Source organism: Parasphingorhabdus sp. (genome assembly GCF_036963705.1).
Classification (GTDB): domain Bacteria; phylum Pseudomonadota; class Alphaproteobacteria; order Sphingomonadales; family Sphingomonadaceae; genus Parasphingorhabdus.
On the sequence record NZ_JBALUT010000061.1, the window covers coordinates 1 to 16,725 of the forward strand.

Below are 16,725 nucleotides of genomic sequence, written 5' to 3' on the forward strand. Positions count from 1 at the left end.
GATTGGCGCAGCGCTTCCTCGGCTTCGCGCCGTGCGGTGCGGGCTTCGCCGAGTTGGGTCTCGATTGCCGACATCGCTTCGCGGCCAGCAACCAGAGTCGCTTCTGCCGCTGCGACCTTCTCCTCGGCCGGTACCAGCATATCCTGCAATTCGCGCAGGCGATTGGCGCGGACTAGCCGTTCGGCACTCGCATTGCCGTCGTCGCGGGCAACAAAGCCGTCCCAGCGGCGCAGCGCGCCCGCTTTGGTGACCAGCCGCTGACCGACCGACAGTGCCTGGCCAACGTCACTATCCGCGACAAAAATCTGGGACAGGCGATTGTGCAATTCCGCCGGTGCCTGAACCTGATCGAGCAGGGTCTCGGTTCCCGCCGGTGGCTTGGCGGATGCGGTTACCTCACCGCCGCCCCAGAAACGGTCGCCATCTTCGCCGATCGAGGCAAGCAGATCATCGCCCAGCGCCGCTGCCAGCGCGCGTTCATAGCCCGGTGCCGGTTTGACCTGATCGATCGCCTTGTGCGCGCTTTCGACTTTCGACAGTTCGCGATCCAGTGCGTGATGTTCCGACCGCAGTCCGGCCAGTTCCGCCTTCAGCGTCGCCAGACCGGATTGCGCAGCATCGCGCGCCGCGGTGGCCTGAACGCGTTGTTCCTCAAGCGAGGCAATCTTGCCACCGCTGCCATCTGCTCTTGTCTGCGCCGCTTCTCGCGTCGCAATTGCTTCGGCGAGTGTAGTCTGCATTTCTGCCTCATCGCCCATCTCGGCGCGTTCGGCGTTGAGGCGACCCAGTTCGACAGCCAGCCGGTCATGGCGCGCCTGCGCGGCATCGACGGCGGCATTGGCGACTTTAATCTCTGCCTGAATTCGGGCTTCTTCGGCCACAGCCTTGGCAAGTTCAACTTCGGCTTCGCTCGCGGCGCGTTCGGAGCGTTCGGCGGCGCGTTCGAGATCGGGGCGCTCCTTGGTCAGGCCGGACAATTCGGTCGAAAGCCGCTTTTCGTCCTGCTCGAGACGGTCCAGCGCCTCCATCGCATCGCGGGTCAGCTGGTCTTCGCGGGCATTGTCGTCGTGAATCCGCTGGGCCTGCGCCTGCAGGTCGAGCAGCCGTGATTTCAGATTGTCGCGTTCGTTGGTCAGGGTCAGCAGCCGGTGGCTGGACTCGCTGGCTTCTTCCCGCGCCCGCTGGACTTCAGCCCGCAATATTCCAAGCGCCTTGGCGCTTTCATTCTGCGCGGACACAGCGGCTTGCTGCTCGCTTTGGGCTTCACTGACTTTAGCTTCGGCGGCTTCCGCTTCGGCCCTGGCGATATCGGCGGCGGCAGCGGCTTCTTTCCAGCGCGCATAAATCAGGCGACCTTCGACCGTGGTGATTTCACCGCTCAGCTTGCGATAGCGTTCTGCCTGCTTGGCTTGCCGCCGGAGATTGGCTGCGCGCTGTTCCATGTCACCGAGAATGTCATCGAGACGGGCGAGATTTTTCTCCGCCGCGCGCAATTTCTGCTCGGCATCCCTGCGCCGGACGTGCAGGCCGGAAATACCGGCGGCTTCCTCCAGCATTTCTCGCCGCGCTTCGGGTTTGGAGGAAATGATATTGGATATCTTGCCCTGGCTGACCAGGGCAGGGCTGTGCGCGCCGGTGGCAGCATCGGCGAAGATCAGTGCGATATCCTTGGCGCGGACATCGGTGCCATTGGCGCGATAGGCTGAACCGGATCCGCGTTCGATCCGGCGGACGATTTCCAGTTCACTGTCATTGTCGCCGACATGCAGCGACGATACGTCGTTGGTTTCGCGTTCGGCGGTCAGCGCGACTTCAGCAAATTGGCGCTCGGGCCGATCCTGAGTGCCGGCGAAGATCACGTCTTCCATGCCGGCTCCGCGCATCGACTTGGCCGAGTTTTCGCCCATCACCCAGCGGATGGCTTCGAGCAGATTGGACTTGCCGCACCCGTTGGGGCCGACCACGCCGGTCAGCCCCTTTTCGATGCGGAGCTCTGTCGGATCGACAAAGCTTTTGAAGCCCGAGAGTCGAAGCTTCTTTATTTGCACGAGTGTGATCCCGTGCAGCCTATATTAGTGAGCAGTTTCAAATCGCGCCCCCTCTTGCGATTGGTTCAGCGCCTACCGGGCGCCTGCTTCCTTCAATTTGGTCTCTATAGTGATCCAGTTTGTGCCTTCGACCTTCTGCCCGTTGAGTAGGAATGTCGGAGTTCCCTCAACGTTGAACTGCTCGGCACCTTTCTGGGTATCACTCATCAATTTTTCAGCCGCTGCGGTATCAGCCAGGCAAGCCTTGGCCTGGTCTGCGGAAATGCCGCGCTGCTGGAAAAAGGCGATCAGGCCGAGCTGTTCGGCAAGGCGGACAAAGCGGACCTTCGGATCGGATTGCAAAATATCGCTGTAAGTCGCTTCGCCGATTGCCTGTGCTTTTTCAAACATCGTCGTCTGATAGCCGAGAGCCTGTTCGGTCAGCGGGAAAAATGGTGCTTCACCGCCGCAGCGAGAGAGCAGAGCGGCGGAAAGGTCGAGCGGATCGCGGACGAAATTGCGGATTTCAAAGCTCACCTTGCCGCTATCAACATAATTGTCGCGCAATGGCACGAACGCCTGTTCCCCGAAATCTTTACAGTGAGAGCAGGTGATCGACATATATTCGACCAGCTTCAGAGGGGCATCGGGATTGCCCATGACAATGCCGCCCGCTTCGGTCTTGGATACGGTATCGGACCATTTTTGTCCGGCCGGGGCTGCTACAGCCTCTACTGCTCCGGACGAGCTTGCTCCGGCTGCGCCTTCGGTCGCTTCGCCACATGCAGTCAGCGCCAGAGCAAATGCCAGCGGTGCAATATAAGTTAGTCTACGCATAATCTGTTCCTGTTTCCTGAGATGATGGAATATCTATCGCGGTAATACCGCCAATTTGGGTTGCAGCGCGCTCCAGCTGTGAACATTCGCCAGAGGCTTGCCACCTAGCGTAAAACTGGGCGTTCCACTGAGCTTCAGCGTCGAAGTGGCGTGTTTGGTCATCGCCAATATCTTGTCCTGTTCAGCCTTGTCCGACAGGCAGGCGTCAATCTGGGGTGCCGTATAGCCGCGACCCTTCATCAATTCATCGAGGCCGGAAGCCTTGGCGATTTTCTTAAGCCGCTCGGGAACAGTGCCGTCGTTCATGGTCGCCATCACTTCGGGCGAAATGGACTGGAATTTCTTCAACCAGGTCGATTGCTTGGCCAGAAGATCGTGGTGATTGCCGAAAAACTTGGTGCGTCCGCCGCAGCGGGCCAGCATCGCTGCGGTCAGATCAATCGGGTTGAGAATGAGGTTGCGGACCTCGAAGCTGACATGGCTCTTGCTGACGAATTTCGTGACGAGAGCCTCATGGGATTCTGCCTCGAAATCCGCGCAATGACTGCAGGTGTAGCTCATATATTCGGTCAGCTTGTGCTTGGCGAGAGGGCTGCCTATGATATGGCCGCCCATGGATGAGAGAGTGACTCGGTCTGATTGCTGCGCGGATGCCGGTGCGGCGATCACGGTGGCTGCCACCAATGCCGAAGCAAAATAGGCGCTGTTCAATCTCATGTCTGGTCCTTCTTCTTGTCACCGCCACCGATCTTGCCGATGACTTTGATGCTCAACTGCGCATCGTTCTTAAGGTCCGCATCCGCCTTTGCAACTGCCGATGCGAGCGATTCGAGCACCCGGTTCAATTCCGCGTCGCCGATATCGCGCAGATTTTCACCCAGCTGGATCGCCGCCGGTCTAAGCGAATGTGGCAGAACAGCGCGCTTTTCCTTATCTTCCTTGGGGGTTATCGTACCCTGCCTGAATCGGATATGACTGATCGCACCATAGCCGAAGAAGCGGTTGACCCGAATGATGATATCCGGAGCGATATGCTGCATCATCGTCGCATAGGCACCGGAAACCAGCAGGTGGAGCGTCCCGCCTTCTTTCTCGCCGCGGGGAAAGCGGATCGATTCGGGTAGCGATACCGCCGCATAGCGTTCGCCAACTATCTCGACCCAGCGGCTGACCACAGAACTCTGGATGAAACCGTAGCGGCGGAAGGCGGCGCGGCCGATTTCGGGCATCAGATCGGATATGCTTTTCGCCGCGCCGCCGCGCGGGCGCTGGTATTTCTGATATATTTTGGCTTTGGCTTTCCTGGGCGCTTTTACCGGCGCTTTTTTGGACGCGGGTTTGCCGTTCTCGACGGATTTCGCCTTTTCATCACCGGTTATGCCAATTTTCTTCGCCATTATGTCCATTTATGGCATGGCACGGCTATGGCCGTCGATAGTTTCTCCGCCAAAGCGCGTAAAATATCTGTCAATATCGGTGCACATTATGTGGATAACGCCAGAATATTGCCGTGGCGGACGCCTCCGGGCGGTAATTTGCCCGATCCCTATCATGTCTGGTTGTCCGAAGTGATGCTCCAGCAGACTACGGTCGGCGCGGTCAAAAGCTATTTCGAGAAATTCACCCGGCGCTGGCCGACGGTTCGGGACCTGGCGGGGGCCGAGGAAGCCGACGTGCTCGCCGCGTGGGCCGGGCTCGGCTATTATGCCCGGGCGCGAAATCTTTATAAATGTGCGGTGCATGTCACTGAGAAGCTGAATGGAATCTTTCCTCAGAAAGAGTCTGAGCTTCTCAAATTGCCCGGCGTGGGTGCCTATACCGCAGCCGCGATAGCCGCGATTGCCTTTGCCGAACGGGCCGTGGTCGTCGACGCCAATATCGAGCGGCTGGTGGCGCGGCTCTTTGCGATTGATACGCCGCTGCCCAAAGGCAAGGCTGAAATCCGCACCGCGATGGATGCGATCACGCCGGTTCGTGGTGCCGGTGATTTTGCCCAGGCCTGCATGGATCTGGGCGCGACCATCTGCACATCGAAAAATCCGAAATGCGACATCTGTCCGGTGCAGAAGCAATGCGCGGCCTTCGCGATTGGCGACATGGAACGCCATCCGGTCAAGCCAGCGAAAAAATCCAAGCCGGTTCGTCGGGCGCGCTTTTTCTGGATCGAGCAGCAGGACCAGATCTTGCTCGCAACCCGGCCGCCGAAAGGGATGCTGGGCGGAATGCGGGGTCTGCCCGATGATGGCTGGGCAGCCGGTAATGATGGTCATGCGACACCGCCGATGGCCGGTGAATGGCAAGTGCACGACAATATCGTTCAGCACAGCTTCACCCATTTTTCGCTCGAAGTCGATTTGGCTGTTTATCAGGACGGAAAAATGGTTACTAACAAAGATGATAATATCTGGTGGCCGCTGGACAACATAGCGGAAGCCGGACTGCCGACTCTTTTTGCGAAGGCAGTGGATTGGAAACTGAAGGAAGAAAAATGACATCTGAACAACTTGCAACATCGTCGCTTGGGTCTCCATTTTCACGGCGTTCCGTACTCGGTGGTATGGGCATCGGCGCATTTCTTGCCAGCATGCCAAGCGTCGCCTTTGCCAAGGAAATGGCGGCGAGCTTTCCTGGATTGACCAAGGTCATCAATCAATATGTTGCGGAAAAGAAGGTTGCAGGCATGCTGGCGATGATCGGTTTCGGTCAGGCGGCACCACAGGTGATTTCGGCAGGTTCTCTGACACTCGGTGGTGACAAGCTGGTCGACGGCAACACCTTGTGGCGGATGTATTCGCAGACCAAACCGGTTACCGGCATGGCGACGATGATGCTGATCGAAGACGGTCTGATTACAATGGACCAGCCGCTGTCGGATATTTTTCCCGACTTTGCAGATATGCAGGTTTTGACGGAGCCAGAAGGGCCGATTGAAAATACCGTGGCTGCGAAAGGACCGATCACGATCCGTCATTTGCTGACCCATACGGCTGGTCTGGGCTACACGATCATCTCCAAGGGCCCGATTCAGAAAGCCTATCTGGACGCCGGCTTGACGCCTGGCCGGGTCAGCCGGAGCCCGCTCCCGGGTTTTGACCGGAGTGCGCCCACGCCGGATATTGCGACCTTCATGCAGCGGCTGGCGACAATGCCTCTGGTCTATCAACCGGGCACGAAGTGGAGCTATTCGCTTAGCCATGATGTATTGAGCGCGGTGATCGAGAAGGTTTCCGGCAAGCCGCTTGATGAATTTTTGCATGAGCGGATGTTCGGCCCATTGGGCATGAACAATATGTTCTATCATGTTCCGGCCGACCGGGCGGTTGATCTTGCGGATAATTATGCGCCATTCGCCGGAGCGCTGATCCCGATCGATCCCGGTGCAACCAGCATTTTTCTTGAAAAGCCTCCCTTCGCCTTCGGCAGCACCGGCCTCGTCGGGTCGGCTACCGATTATGACAAATTCCTGCAAATGCTGCTGGGGTTCGGAAAAATGGGCAATGTCCAGGTGATGGAGCCGGAGACAGCGAAGCTTGGCATGTCCAACCTCTTGCCTGATACGGTGGACACATCGGGAACCTGGGTTGCCAAGCAGGGCTTTGGTGCTGGCGGACGTTCTGGTCTGGGTACGATTGATAGTCCTGCGGGCACATTCGGGTGGGGTGGCGCTGCAGGAACGGCGGCATTTGTGGATACCTCGCGCGGTCTCCGTGCAGGTGGTTATACGCAATATATTCCATCGAACAGCTACCCGTTCCAGTCGGATTTTCCGAAATATGTCTACGCGGATCTTGACGGCTCGGCACCGGTCGACACCGGTAAAACCAGCCCCTGAACCGGACTGAACCGTTCCCTGTCCGGGGAGCGACCGAAAGAGAAATTGTGACGGAGTAAAGATTCTGACAGCCAGAGAAACCATAGTGCCGACCTTTGCCGGCGGGACGCTCGACCGCGTTGATCAAGTGCGCGTCAATCCGGACAAGTTGCGCGCGGTGATGATGAACCCGCGCGCAAAGCTGCTCAAGCTGGATGGACTCAATCCGGTGTTTGACGACTATGGTGATCTCGCCTGGGGTGCTGCCTATGAAGCCTCGCCTGACAATGATCTGCTGTTGTTGGGGATCGAAGACGACACGCCCTTTTTCGCCGAACTGAACGGGGCAGGGGATGCCGGTCCCCTGGCCAACCGGGCACTGTGGCAGACGCTGGGAAATCTGCCCGCTGATCAGGCGGCGATATATGCGACAGCGCGGAGTCTGGTCGACTGGCACGCCCGGCATAAATTTTGTGCGCAATGCGGCAAGCCGACCCAGTCGCGCAAAGGCGGCTGGGCACGATTGTGCGACAAGGAAAATGACGGCTGCGGCGCAGAACATTTTCCCCGCACCGATCCAGTGGCGATCATGCTGTCGGAATGCGAGGGCAAGGTCTTACTCGGCCGCCAGCCGCGCTTCCCGCCGAAAAGCTTTTCCGCTCTGGCCGGATTTCTCGAACCCGGTGAAAGCATAGAAGGTTGCGTTAAGCGCGAGCTGTTCGAGGAGGCTGGAATCAAGGTCCGCGACGTCCGCTATGTTGCAAGCCAGCCTTGGCCTTTCCCGTCATCTCTGATGATCGCGTGCACCAGCTTTACCGATGACCCGACCCTGACACTCGACGAGGAAGAGATTGAAGAAGCGGCCTGGTTCTCGCTCGACGAGGTCAAGGCGGCGATGAATGGCGAACCGGATGCGCTGTTCGTCGCGCCGCCGCCCTTTGCAATCGCCTATAATCTGCTCAAACACTGGGTGGATGGAAAGGCTTGATATGACTAGGCGGCTCGAACTGATCGGCGCGCCAGGGTCGCCATATACGAGAAAAATGCTGGCGTTGCTGCGCTACCGGCACATTGCTCATAATGTCATCTGGGGTGGCGCGATGGGTCCTCCGACCGGCTATCCAAGGCCGAAAGTAGCTTTGCTGCCAACATTCTTTTTCCCCGATAGTGACGGCAATCTCGAAGCCGTGGTGGATAGCACGCCGATCATCCGGCGGCTGGAGAAAGATTATGCCGATCGTTCGGTGATCCCGGAACAGGAAGCATTGCGCTTCATCGATCTGCTGATCGAGGATTATGCCGATGAATGGCTGACCAAGGCGATGTTCCACTTCCGCTGGGCGTTCGAGGATGACGCCGGTCACGTCGCACCGCTCTTGATTCACTGGGCAAATCCCAATCTGCCGGACGAGCAAGTTGCCGTCATGGCGTCACAATTCTCGAAACGCCAGATTGACCGGCTCTACGTCGTCGGGTCGAACAAGGTCACCGCCAAAACTATCGAGGACAGCTATGTCCGCTTGCTCGGCCTTCTCGACCGGTTAATCCAGCAGCAGGGCTTCATTCTGGGAAGCCGGCCGTCTTCTTGCGATTTCGCTCTCCACGGTCAATTGACCCAGCTCACTCAGATCGAGCCGACATCGATGGCGCTAACAAACAAATATGCCCAGCGCGTCAGAGGATGGATTGACCGGATGGAGGACCTGTCCGGGCACAAGGGTGGAGACTGGCTGGCCGACGATCAATATGGATCGCTTCAGGGGTTGTTGTCGGAGATAGGCCGGACTTACGCGCCGTTCCTGGTCGCCAATGCAGAGGCCGTCGGTTCCGGCGCGAAAGATTTTGAAACCGAGATTGACGGGCGATTGTGGCAGCAACCGGTGTTTGCCTATCAGGCGAAATGTCTGGTCGCGCTGCGCGAAGCTTATCATGGCTTGTCCGGCGAAGCGCGTAAACGGATCGACAGGTTGCTGACCGGAAGCGGTTGCGAAGCCTTGTTCGTCGAGGCTTAGACCAGTCCCAGACTAGCCAGCTCGCCGAGCATTTCCGCCGGCATTTCCTCTGCCCCTTCCGCGCCGTCGCCAAGATCCGCCGGCGCATCCTTTTCCTCGAGATAGCGCCATCCCTGATGGGCGCGCTTTGGTATCGGCTGGACGGCAATCAGACGGGGTTCGAGCCTGATCCACTGCCGACCCTCGCCATTATCCATGAAGCCGATGATTGGCGAACGGCCGATAATCTTCTTGGCATGGATCCAGTAGAGCGAACCGCCGACCATTTCCGCGTGGCGCTTGGGCAAATAGCGGGTGGTAAGCCTCGCTTCGCCGCCGGTGGCAGGGTGATCCTTGTGGGATTCGAGCCAGTTTCGCAGCGTCGCCGGGCTTTCGCTGCGATAGGCAATTTTCGTCATGTTCAGGGGCATGACTGACATTTGTGGGCGACGACCGGTTTAGTCAAGCGCCTTCCGGACCTGAATCCGCAAACTGCCAAAGCCGTCCTGTGACATCGTGCAAGTTTGTTATTGCAAATGATTATCAATATCATATTAAGGAGCAGGATTCGAAAATCAAGGAGATGGATTTTGAGCGAGATATTAGAGAAGCTGGCAATGCCGTTGCCGGATATCAGGACATTGCCATCGGTTGAGGCACGGCTGATCATCGCTTTTCGGCTGGCAGTGATCGCGAGCAAGAATGACTATGACTGCCGCGATCAATTGTCCGACCGGCTCGGCGGTGACCGCGCTGCCACGCGGATATTGATCATCGCCGAGACAATTGGATTTGCGTGGCCGGAACCGTTCCAGATCGGTCGTCCTTGCTGTTCGCTGACGACGCCTGACGAGATATGGCTCATCGCGGCCATCCGCCTAGCCGCCTGCGAAAACCGGCCGGGCTTTGATGCGCTGAGCTGCGAAATGCTCAGCGGTGATGCGCGGGAGCGGATTTATAATGATCTGCGCGGATTCGTCGCCACTTATGCGGGAACGCGAGGCTGACTATTTCCGCGCTGGTCGTTACTTTGGCCTTGGCCGTTCGAACAGCCTGACCGTTTTTTGCTGATATTCGGCATCACCGGTGGAGCGAAATCCAAGTTTTTCAGCCAGCCGGATCGACGGGACATTTTCGGGACTGATGATGCAAACGGTTTTCTCGGGATTGAACTTTTCATCCAGCCAGTTTTGCGCTGCTGTCATCGCTTCCCGCGCATAGCCTTTGCCATGCCCGGCTGTCGCGAGAATCCATGCCGCTTCATGATAGGGGTCGAAGTCGGGGCCAAGCCCGCGGCGAAAGTCGCTATATCCGACCTCTCCAACAAAGCGGCCGGAGGATTTTTCGATCAGCGCAAATATGCCATAGTCCATGACCTGCCAGCGCCCGACATATCCCAGAAACCGCAACCATGCTTCGGCTTCGGTGGCGGGCGTGCCGCTGATATATTCCACCACGGCCGGGTCCTGCCACATGGCATAGCAGGCCTCGAAATCCTCGATGGCGTGCGGACGGAGCAACAGGCGTTCGGTTTCTATCATCTTGCGTTCTACAGGCTGACCATGCCGCTGCCGACGGCGAGGCTGAGGAAGGCGAGAAAACCCATCGTGTCGGTGATCATCGTGACGAACACCGAAGAGGCCAGCGCCGGATCCTGATCAAGCCGGTCGAGCATGACCGGAACGAATATACCGGCGAAACCGGCGATCACGATATTGATCAACATGGCGACCGCGATAACCCCGCCGAGCACGGGATTGGCGAAGACCAGCCCGGTGCCGATCCCGACCAGCACCGCGATGGTCGCGCCGTTAAGCAAGGCTATCCGGAATTCACGTCCGATGATCCGCTTGGTGTTCGATCTGGTCAGTTCGTTCATCGCCAGTGCGCGGACCGAGACCGCCATGGTCTGAGTACCGGCATTGCCGCCGATCGATGCGACTATCGGCATCAATACCGCTAGCGCGACCATCTGTTCGATTGCCGCGCCAAAGATCGCGATGACAAAGCTGGCGACCAGCGCCGTCGCCAGATTGGCGATTAACCAGCGCACGCGGGCTATATAGGAATCGCGGATCGGTTCGTTGATGTCGCCGTCGCCGGCACCGGAGAGCAGCAGCACGTCTTCGCTGGCTTCGTCCTCGACAATATGGAGAATGTCATCGACGGTGATCATCCCGATCAGGCGGCCGTCATCGTTGATCACCGCAGCCGAGATCAGATTATATTTCTGGAAGCGTAGCGCCACTTCTTCCTGGTCCATATTGACCGGGATCAGCGACTGTTCGCGCTTCATCACATCGGCGATGGCAATATCGCGCGGGGTCCTGAGGACCCAGCTCAGCTGGCAGGTGCCGATCGGACGGAAAGCCGGATCGACTACATAGATTTCCCAGAATTCGGTGGTCAGATCGTCATTCTTGCGAAGATAGTCGATCAGATCGCCGACCATCATATGTTCGGGCACCGCGACAAATTCGCGCTGCATGATCCGGCCGGCGGTTTCCTCTTCATAGGTGAGGGCGCTTTCGATCGCGGCGCGGTCTTCGGCATCGAGCTCGGCAAGGACCGCCTGCTGTTCACCCTTTTCAAGATCCTCGATGATCGCGACAGCGTCATCGGTGTCGAGCTGCTCGGTGAGGTCGGCAATCTGACTCGCATCAAGCGTTTCCATCAGGCCATCGCGAACATGCTCGTTCATCTCGGCGAGTACGTCGGCGCTGACCAGATCGCCCAGAGCGGCGGCGAGCGGCGCACGCTCGTCCGAATCGACCAGCTCGAACAGATCGGCAATGTCGGCATTGTGCAGCGGATTGACCAGTTCCTGCGCCAAAGTGGAGTTACCATCTTCGACTGCATCGGAAACCGAGCGCACAAATTCGTCGGTCAGCCGGTTGTCATCGTCGAGAACATCCTCGCGTATGATCTCGTCATGTGGGGCGTCGTGGATCTCGGTCATCGCGAAGCTCCCCTTCTATGCGCGTTTGGCTGCTTACTAGTCGTGGCGACCGTATAATTGCAATCTTTTGTGACATTTTACCCAAGGCAGGGTGATTTTTTCAATCACGCTAGCTATATGCGCCCCAAGATCGATTCAATGAACGAAAAGGAATAGACACGATGGCGCACGAAAAAATGACTCTCCACCTTGAAACTGGCGACGTAGAAATCAAGCTGCGGGCCGATCTGGCTCCCAACCATGTTGCCCGGATCACCGAACTGGCTGCCGACGGTTTCTATGACGGCGTTGTATTCCACCGCGTCATCGACGGTTTCATGGCGCAAGGCGGCGATCCGACCGGCACTGGCATGTCCGGCAGCGACAAGCCTGATATTGCGCAAGAATTTTCCAAAGAGCCGCACGTCGAGGGCACTTGCTCGATGGCCCGCACGATGGACCCGAACAGCGCCAACAGCCAGTTCTTCATCTGCCTTGACGACGCCGGCTTCCTCGACGGTCAATATACCGTCTGGGGCGAAGTCACCTCCGGCATGGAAGCGGTTCACGCGCTTCCAAAAGGCGAGCCACCAGTAAAGCCAGGCGCGATCAAGTCGGTCACTCTGGCCTAATAAATAGGAATGCGTCTCGATAAACCCAGGATCGCCCCGCTCGCCGAGTCCGAACTCGGACCCGAGCAGCGGGCGATGCTGGGCGAGCGCTTCCGTTCCGGAAAAATCTTCAATATTTTCCGGACGCTGATCAAGGCGCCGAAAGCCTATAAGGCGTTTATGTGGTGGGGCGGCTATATCCTGTCCGACCATAATGACCTGCCGGCCCGCGAGCGCGAGATCATTATATTGCGTACCGGCTTCAACTGGAAATCCGGTTATGAATGGGCGCAGCATGTCCGCATCGGCAAGGATTGCGGTCTGACCGACGAAGAGATCGAGCGGATCAAGGCCGGTCCAGACGCGCCGGGCTGGACCCCGATCGAAAGCGCCATGTTACGCGCTACCGACGAACTGACCAGCGATGGTCATGTTGCGGATGCGACCTGGGAGGCTCTGGCGGAGCTGACCGAGAAACAGCGCATGGATCTGGTGATGACCGTCGGTCAATATAGTCAGGTGTCGATGCTGCTCAACAGCTTCGGCGTGCAACTGGACGATGATCTGGTGCTCGACCCCGACCTCAAGGCCTAAAGCCTCAATCTAAAGTCCTGCTTTAATCACCCAGTCATGGAAAACCCGCACCGCGCGGTTCTTCTTGTCGCGTTTGCGGCAGACGAACCAGTAGCTGTAGGGACTGTCGACATCATGGTCGAACAAGCGCACCAGCCGCGGATCATTGGCATCTGAAAAATGGCCGCCGTGCATGATCGCAATGCCCAGCCCCTGAGCCGCCGCCTCGAGCATCAGCGGACCGCTGTCGAGATGGTCGATACCGGCGGGCTGCAGATCGGGCAGGCCGACCGCTTCCTTCCACTGGTCGAACGCCCGGGTCATGTTGCTGTGGATCAATATATTGTGATTCTTCAGGTCTTCGGGCCTGTTGATCGCATTCGGTCCTTTGGTCAGTTCCACCGAAGCAATCGCGTAGACCTTGTTGCTGTCCAGTTTTACCGAATAGAGATTGGGATCGATATTGTCGCTGATGATGATCGCTGCATCGACCGCGTCGCCGAGAATATTCTCGGCATGGGCAGAAGTGTCGACGTCGATATGCAATTTCGGATATAATTTCTTGAGCGCGGGAAGCTTCGGCAGCAACCGGGTCGCTCCGAATAGCGGAAGCACACCTAGCCGCAGGCGCATGTCGCCGCCGGATACGGTCATCTGGTTCACCGCTTCGGCGATATTTTCCAGCGCCGGGGCAACGGTTTCCAGCAACAGACGGCCATCGTCGTTCAAAATCATCGACTGGTTGCGCCTTTCGAACAGCGGCTTGCCGATATGATCCTCGAGCGATTTGATTCGCCGGCTGAGGGCCGGAGCGGACAGAGCCAATTCGGCTGCCGCAGCCTTGGAAGAGCCCAGGCGCGCGACCCGGGTAAAAGCCTCAAGGGCACGAAGAGGGGGTAAACGCCGCATAGAAAGGCCAATCTCGTTGTTAAATCAGGTTTGTGCAATGCAAGATTTTGCACGAATCTAATAAACTGGTGGAAAACAGTCACTAACTGTAATTCCAAGTTGCAAACTTTGCAATCTACAATGTTCTTTTCGCACTTGCACAATAAATGGTTTGGATGCATTTAGGATGAGCCTTTCAGGCATCCTCTCCTAAAAACTTTTCAGGCCAGTTCTTCGGAACTGGCCTTTTTTTTGGCCAGATCCGCCACGCGATCCGCCATTTGAAAATCAGAGTCGCATATCGTCGGGTCGATCCCTATCTTGTTGGTAACAACCAATATGATAATCGAGGAGATACCCCCGTGTCCGATCAAACGCCGAGTAAAGACAAGCCCGAAGAAGATAGCAAGCTGCTGAAACTGCAAGTTGCCAATGCAAGACCCGAAGATAGCGGTCGCGGGCTGGCGCGTCTATCGCGGGATAATCTGGTAAAATTGGGAATTGTTGAGGGCGATGTTGTCGAAATCATCGGCAAACAGGCGACTCCCGCTCGTGCGGTCTTGCCCTATCCCGAAGACGAAGGTCTGGATTTTGTCCGGCTCGACGGTCTGCAACGCGCCAATGCCGGCGTCGGAGCTGGAGATTTTGTCGAAATTCGAAAGGTCGAATCAAAGCCGGCGAAGAAAGTTGTTTTTGCTCCCGCCCAGAAAGACTTGCGCTTGCAGGGCAATGGTGCCGGTCTCAAACGCAGTTTCATGGGTCGGCCGCTAAAATCGGGTGACTTTGTCGCTACCCACGGGCAGCAACAGGTCGATCGCGGCGACATGCCACCGCAGCTGCGGCAAATGCTCGCTGCGCCTGCTTTCTCACTCACCCAGATAAGGCTCAACGTCGTCTCCACCTCGCCCAAGGGTATCGTCCATATCGACGAGAATACCGAGGTCGAACTGCGGCCGGAATATGAAGAATCGACGGAACATCGCCGCGCCGACGTGACTTATGACGATATTGGCGGTTTGCACGAAACCATCGATCAGCTGCGCGAGATGGTCGAGTTGCCACTGCGCTATCCACAGCTATTCGTCCGGCTTGGCGTTGATCCGCCACGCGGCGTGTTGCTGCACGGTCCTCCGGGTACCGGCAAGACACGGCTCGCCCGGGCGGTCGCGAATGAAAGCGAAGCCGAGTTTTTTCTGATCAACGGCCCCGAAATCATGGGTTCCGCTTATGGTGAGTCGGAACAGAAGCTCCGTGAGATATTTGAAGCGGCAACCAAGGCTGCGCCTTCAATCCTGTTCATCGACGAAATTGATTCGATCGCGCCCAAACGTGGGCAGGTGCAGGGCGAGGCCGAAAAACGGCTGGTCGCGCAACTGCTCACATTGATGGACGGGCTCGAATCGCGGGTCAATCTGGTGGTGATCGCGGCAACCAACCGGCCCGAAGCGATTGACGAAGCCTTGCGCCGTCCCGGTCGCTTCGATCGCGAAATCATTGTTGGCGTACCGGACGTGGCTGGTCGACGCGAGATACTCGGCATCCATACGCGCGGCATGCCGCTCGACAAGGCTGTCGATCTGCAAGAGCTAGCCCGTACAACCTATGGTTTTGTCGGAGCAGACCTCGCGGCATTGACGCGGGAAGCCGCGATTGAAGCGGTGCGCCGGATCATGCCGAAGCTTGATCTGGAATCGGAAACCGTACCACCCGAAGTGCTCGACGAGTTGGTGGTCCACCGCCACGATTTTGTCGAAGCCCTGAAACGGGTCCAGCCCTCGGCAATGCGCGAAGTGATGGTTCAGGCGCCCGACGTCCGCTGGGAGGATATTGGCGGCCTCGACGACGCGCAGATGCGATTGAAAGAGGGGATCGAACTGCCGATGAAGAACCCCGAGGCGTTTACCCGACTGGGTATCCGTCCGGCGAAAGGCTTTCTGCTTTATGGTCCGCCGGGCACTGGCAAGACCTTGCTGGCCAAGGCAGTCGCCCGCGAGGCCGAAGCCAATTTCATAGCCACCAAATCGAGCGACCTTCTGTCCAAATGGCATGGCGAGAGCGAGCAACAGATTGCCCGTCTGTTTGCCCGGGCAAGGCAGGTTGCGCCGACGATCCTGTTCATCGACGAGATTGACAGTCTGGTTCCGGCGCGCGGTGGCGGCATGGGCGATTCCCAGGTCACCGAACGGGTGGTCAATACAATCCTTGCCGAAATGGACGGTCTGGAGGAAATGCAGTCGGTAATTGTCATCGGTGCAACCAACCGCCCTGGTCTGGTCGATCCGGCACTGCTGCGGCCGGGTCGTTTCGATGAACTGGTCTATGTTCCGGTTCCCGGAAAAGATGGCCGCCGCCGGATATTGGCGATCCACACATCGAAAATGCCGATGGCCAAGGATGTCGATCTCGATGATATGGCCGAGCGGACGGATCGCTATTCGGGGGCTGATCTGGAGGATCTGGTCCGTCGTGCAGGGCTTCACGCGCTGCGGGAATATGGCGGACTGGTGGAAACCGTCCAGATGAAACATTTCGAGAAAGCGCTAGAGGATAGTCGTGCGTCGGTGACTCCGGAAATGGAGGAAGAATATTCCAAAATGGAGTCTCAGCTGAAGCAGAATGCCATGCGCGTCGAAACGATCGGCTTTGTGTCACCGGGTATGTTGACGCCGATCAAGGACAGCAAACACTAGAATCAGGGCCCTAGCGCTCGGCGGTTATCCGATCATCGAGTTCCAGGGCCTTGAACCCCCAGCCGAACAGGAAAACGCAGACGGTTATCGCCAGCCAGAAAGGCAGCGGTCCGGCATAGGTGTAGAGCAGGACGCCTATCGCCGGAGAGGCGATAAAGGCCATGCCATTCACCGATGCGACAATGCCGGCGACACCATTCTGCTCTGACCGTTTGACGGCAAGCGATGCGCCGGCGGTAAAACCCGGCCGGAACAGGCCAAAGCCAAGCGACGCAACCGCAAATCCGATGATGATACCGTATAGATCATGGGACAGCCCGATGATCAGGCATCCCAGTGCGCCTAGGATCATACCCCAT

General features: G+C 57.8%; 17 protein-coding genes. 8 read left to right on the forward strand and 9 right to left on the reverse strand.

Translation table 11 applies throughout. From position 1 onward, the window contains the following. The 4 genes from V7680_RS12275 to V7680_RS12290 all read right to left on the reverse strand — a co-directional run. A partial coding sequence (locus V7680_RS12275) for a chromosome segregation SMC family protein (RefSeq protein ID WP_335653566.1) occupies positions 1-2,048 on the reverse strand: 2,048 nt, incomplete at its 3' end. Between the two features lie 72 nt (positions 2,049-2,120). Beyond that, positions 2,121-2,864 (reverse strand): thioredoxin domain-containing protein, encoded by a 744-nt coding sequence (locus V7680_RS12280; RefSeq protein WP_335653567.1) that lies wholly within the window; start codon positions 2,862-2,864, stop codon positions 2,121-2,123. Positions 2,865-2,897: 33 nt separating this feature from the next. Continuing rightward, complete coding sequence (locus V7680_RS12285; protein ID WP_335653568.1) at positions 2,898-3,581, reverse strand: DsbA family protein; 684 nt, start codon at positions 3,579-3,581, stop codon at positions 2,898-2,900. Then, positions 3,578-4,261, reverse strand: coding sequence for a DUF721 domain-containing protein (locus V7680_RS12290; RefSeq protein WP_335653569.1), 684 nt, complete (start codon positions 4,259-4,261; stop codon positions 3,578-3,580). The genes V7680_RS12285 and V7680_RS12290 overlap by 4 nt, the downstream gene beginning before the upstream one ends. Before the next feature lie 27 nt (positions 4,262-4,288). Between V7680_RS12290 and V7680_RS12295 the strand changes: the two genes are divergently transcribed. The 4 genes from V7680_RS12295 to V7680_RS12310 all read left to right on the forward strand — a co-directional run bounded on the left by V7680_RS12295 (position 4,289) and on the right by V7680_RS12310 (position 8,687). Continuing rightward, positions 4,289-5,356, forward strand: a complete 1,068-nt coding sequence (locus V7680_RS12295; protein ID WP_335653570.1) for an A/G-specific adenine glycosylase — start codon at positions 4,289-4,291, stop codon at positions 5,354-5,356. Beyond that, positions 5,353-6,696: a serine hydrolase domain-containing protein gene (locus tag V7680_RS12300; protein ID WP_335653571.1), complete on the forward strand. Its 1,344-nt coding sequence runs from the start codon at positions 5,353-5,355 to the stop codon at positions 6,694-6,696. Before V7680_RS12295 ends, V7680_RS12300 begins: the two co-directional genes overlap by 4 nt. An 85-nt stretch (positions 6,697-6,781) precedes the next feature. Next, complete coding sequence (gene nudC / locus V7680_RS12305; protein WP_335653572.1) at positions 6,782-7,663, forward strand: NAD(+) diphosphatase; 882 nt, start codon at positions 6,782-6,784, stop codon at positions 7,661-7,663. Position 7,664: 1 nt separating this feature from the next. After that, complete coding sequence (locus tag V7680_RS12310) at positions 7,665-8,687, forward strand: glutathione S-transferase N-terminal domain-containing protein (protein ID WP_335653573.1); 1,023 nt, start codon at positions 7,665-7,667, stop codon at positions 8,685-8,687. Here the strand turns inward: V7680_RS12310 and V7680_RS12315 are convergent. Continuing rightward, entirely contained in the window at positions 8,684-9,097 is a 414-nt protein-coding gene (locus V7680_RS12315) for a DUF1489 family protein (RefSeq protein ID WP_335653581.1), read from the reverse strand. The genes V7680_RS12310 and V7680_RS12315 overlap by 4 nt on opposite strands. A gap of 159 nt (positions 9,098-9,256) precedes the next feature. On the opposite strand from V7680_RS12315, the gene V7680_RS12320 reads away from it, so the two are divergent. Continuing rightward, the gene (locus V7680_RS12320; protein WP_335653574.1) at positions 9,257-9,673 is read left to right on the forward strand and encodes a hypothetical protein; all 417 of its coding nucleotides are present in this window, start codon (positions 9,257-9,259) and stop codon (positions 9,671-9,673) included. Between the two features lie 18 nt (positions 9,674-9,691). Here the strand turns inward: V7680_RS12320 and V7680_RS12325 are convergent, their stop codons facing one another. Then, on the reverse strand, positions 9,692-10,207 hold the full coding sequence (locus tag V7680_RS12325; protein ID WP_335653575.1) for a GNAT family N-acetyltransferase: 516 nt from the start codon (positions 10,205-10,207) through the stop codon (positions 9,692-9,694). An 8-nt stretch (positions 10,208-10,215) separates the two neighbouring features. After that, on the reverse strand, positions 10,216-11,625 hold the full coding sequence (mgtE, locus tag V7680_RS12330) for a magnesium transporter (protein ID WP_335653576.1): 1,410 nt from the start codon (positions 11,623-11,625) through the stop codon (positions 10,216-10,218). A 161-nt stretch (positions 11,626-11,786) separates the two neighbouring features. Here mgtE and V7680_RS12335 point away from each other — a divergent pair, with 161 nt between their 5' ends. Both V7680_RS12335 and V7680_RS12340 read left to right on the forward strand, forming a co-directional pair. Next, a complete protein-coding gene (locus V7680_RS12335) occupies positions 11,787-12,236 on the forward strand; it encodes a peptidylprolyl isomerase (RefSeq protein WP_335653577.1) in 450 nt (149 codons plus the stop codon). Positions 12,237-12,245: 9 nt separating this feature from the next. Then, a complete protein-coding gene (locus V7680_RS12340; RefSeq protein WP_335653578.1) occupies positions 12,246-12,809 on the forward strand; it encodes a carboxymuconolactone decarboxylase family protein in 564 nt (187 codons plus the stop codon). A 9-nt stretch (positions 12,810-12,818) separates the two neighbouring features. Here V7680_RS12340 and V7680_RS12345 read toward each other — a convergent pair whose 3' ends face one another. After that, positions 12,819-13,697 carry a LysR substrate-binding domain-containing protein gene (locus tag V7680_RS12345; protein WP_335653579.1) on the reverse strand — a complete coding sequence of 293 codons (879 nt, stop codon included), beginning with the start codon at positions 13,695-13,697 and terminating at the stop codon, positions 12,819-12,821. 341 nt (positions 13,698-14,038) lie between these two features. On the opposite strand from V7680_RS12345, the gene V7680_RS12350 reads away from it, so the two are divergent. Further along, positions 14,039-16,366, forward strand: coding sequence for a CDC48 family AAA ATPase (locus tag V7680_RS12350; RefSeq protein ID WP_442955018.1), 2,328 nt, complete (start codon positions 14,039-14,041; stop codon positions 16,364-16,366). Positions 16,367-16,376: 10 nt separating this feature from the next. On the opposite strand, the gene V7680_RS12355 is transcribed toward V7680_RS12350, so the two are convergent. Beyond that, positions 16,377-16,725 (reverse strand): MFS transporter (locus tag V7680_RS12355; RefSeq protein WP_335653580.1); only part of this gene is annotated, 349 nt, incomplete at its 5' end.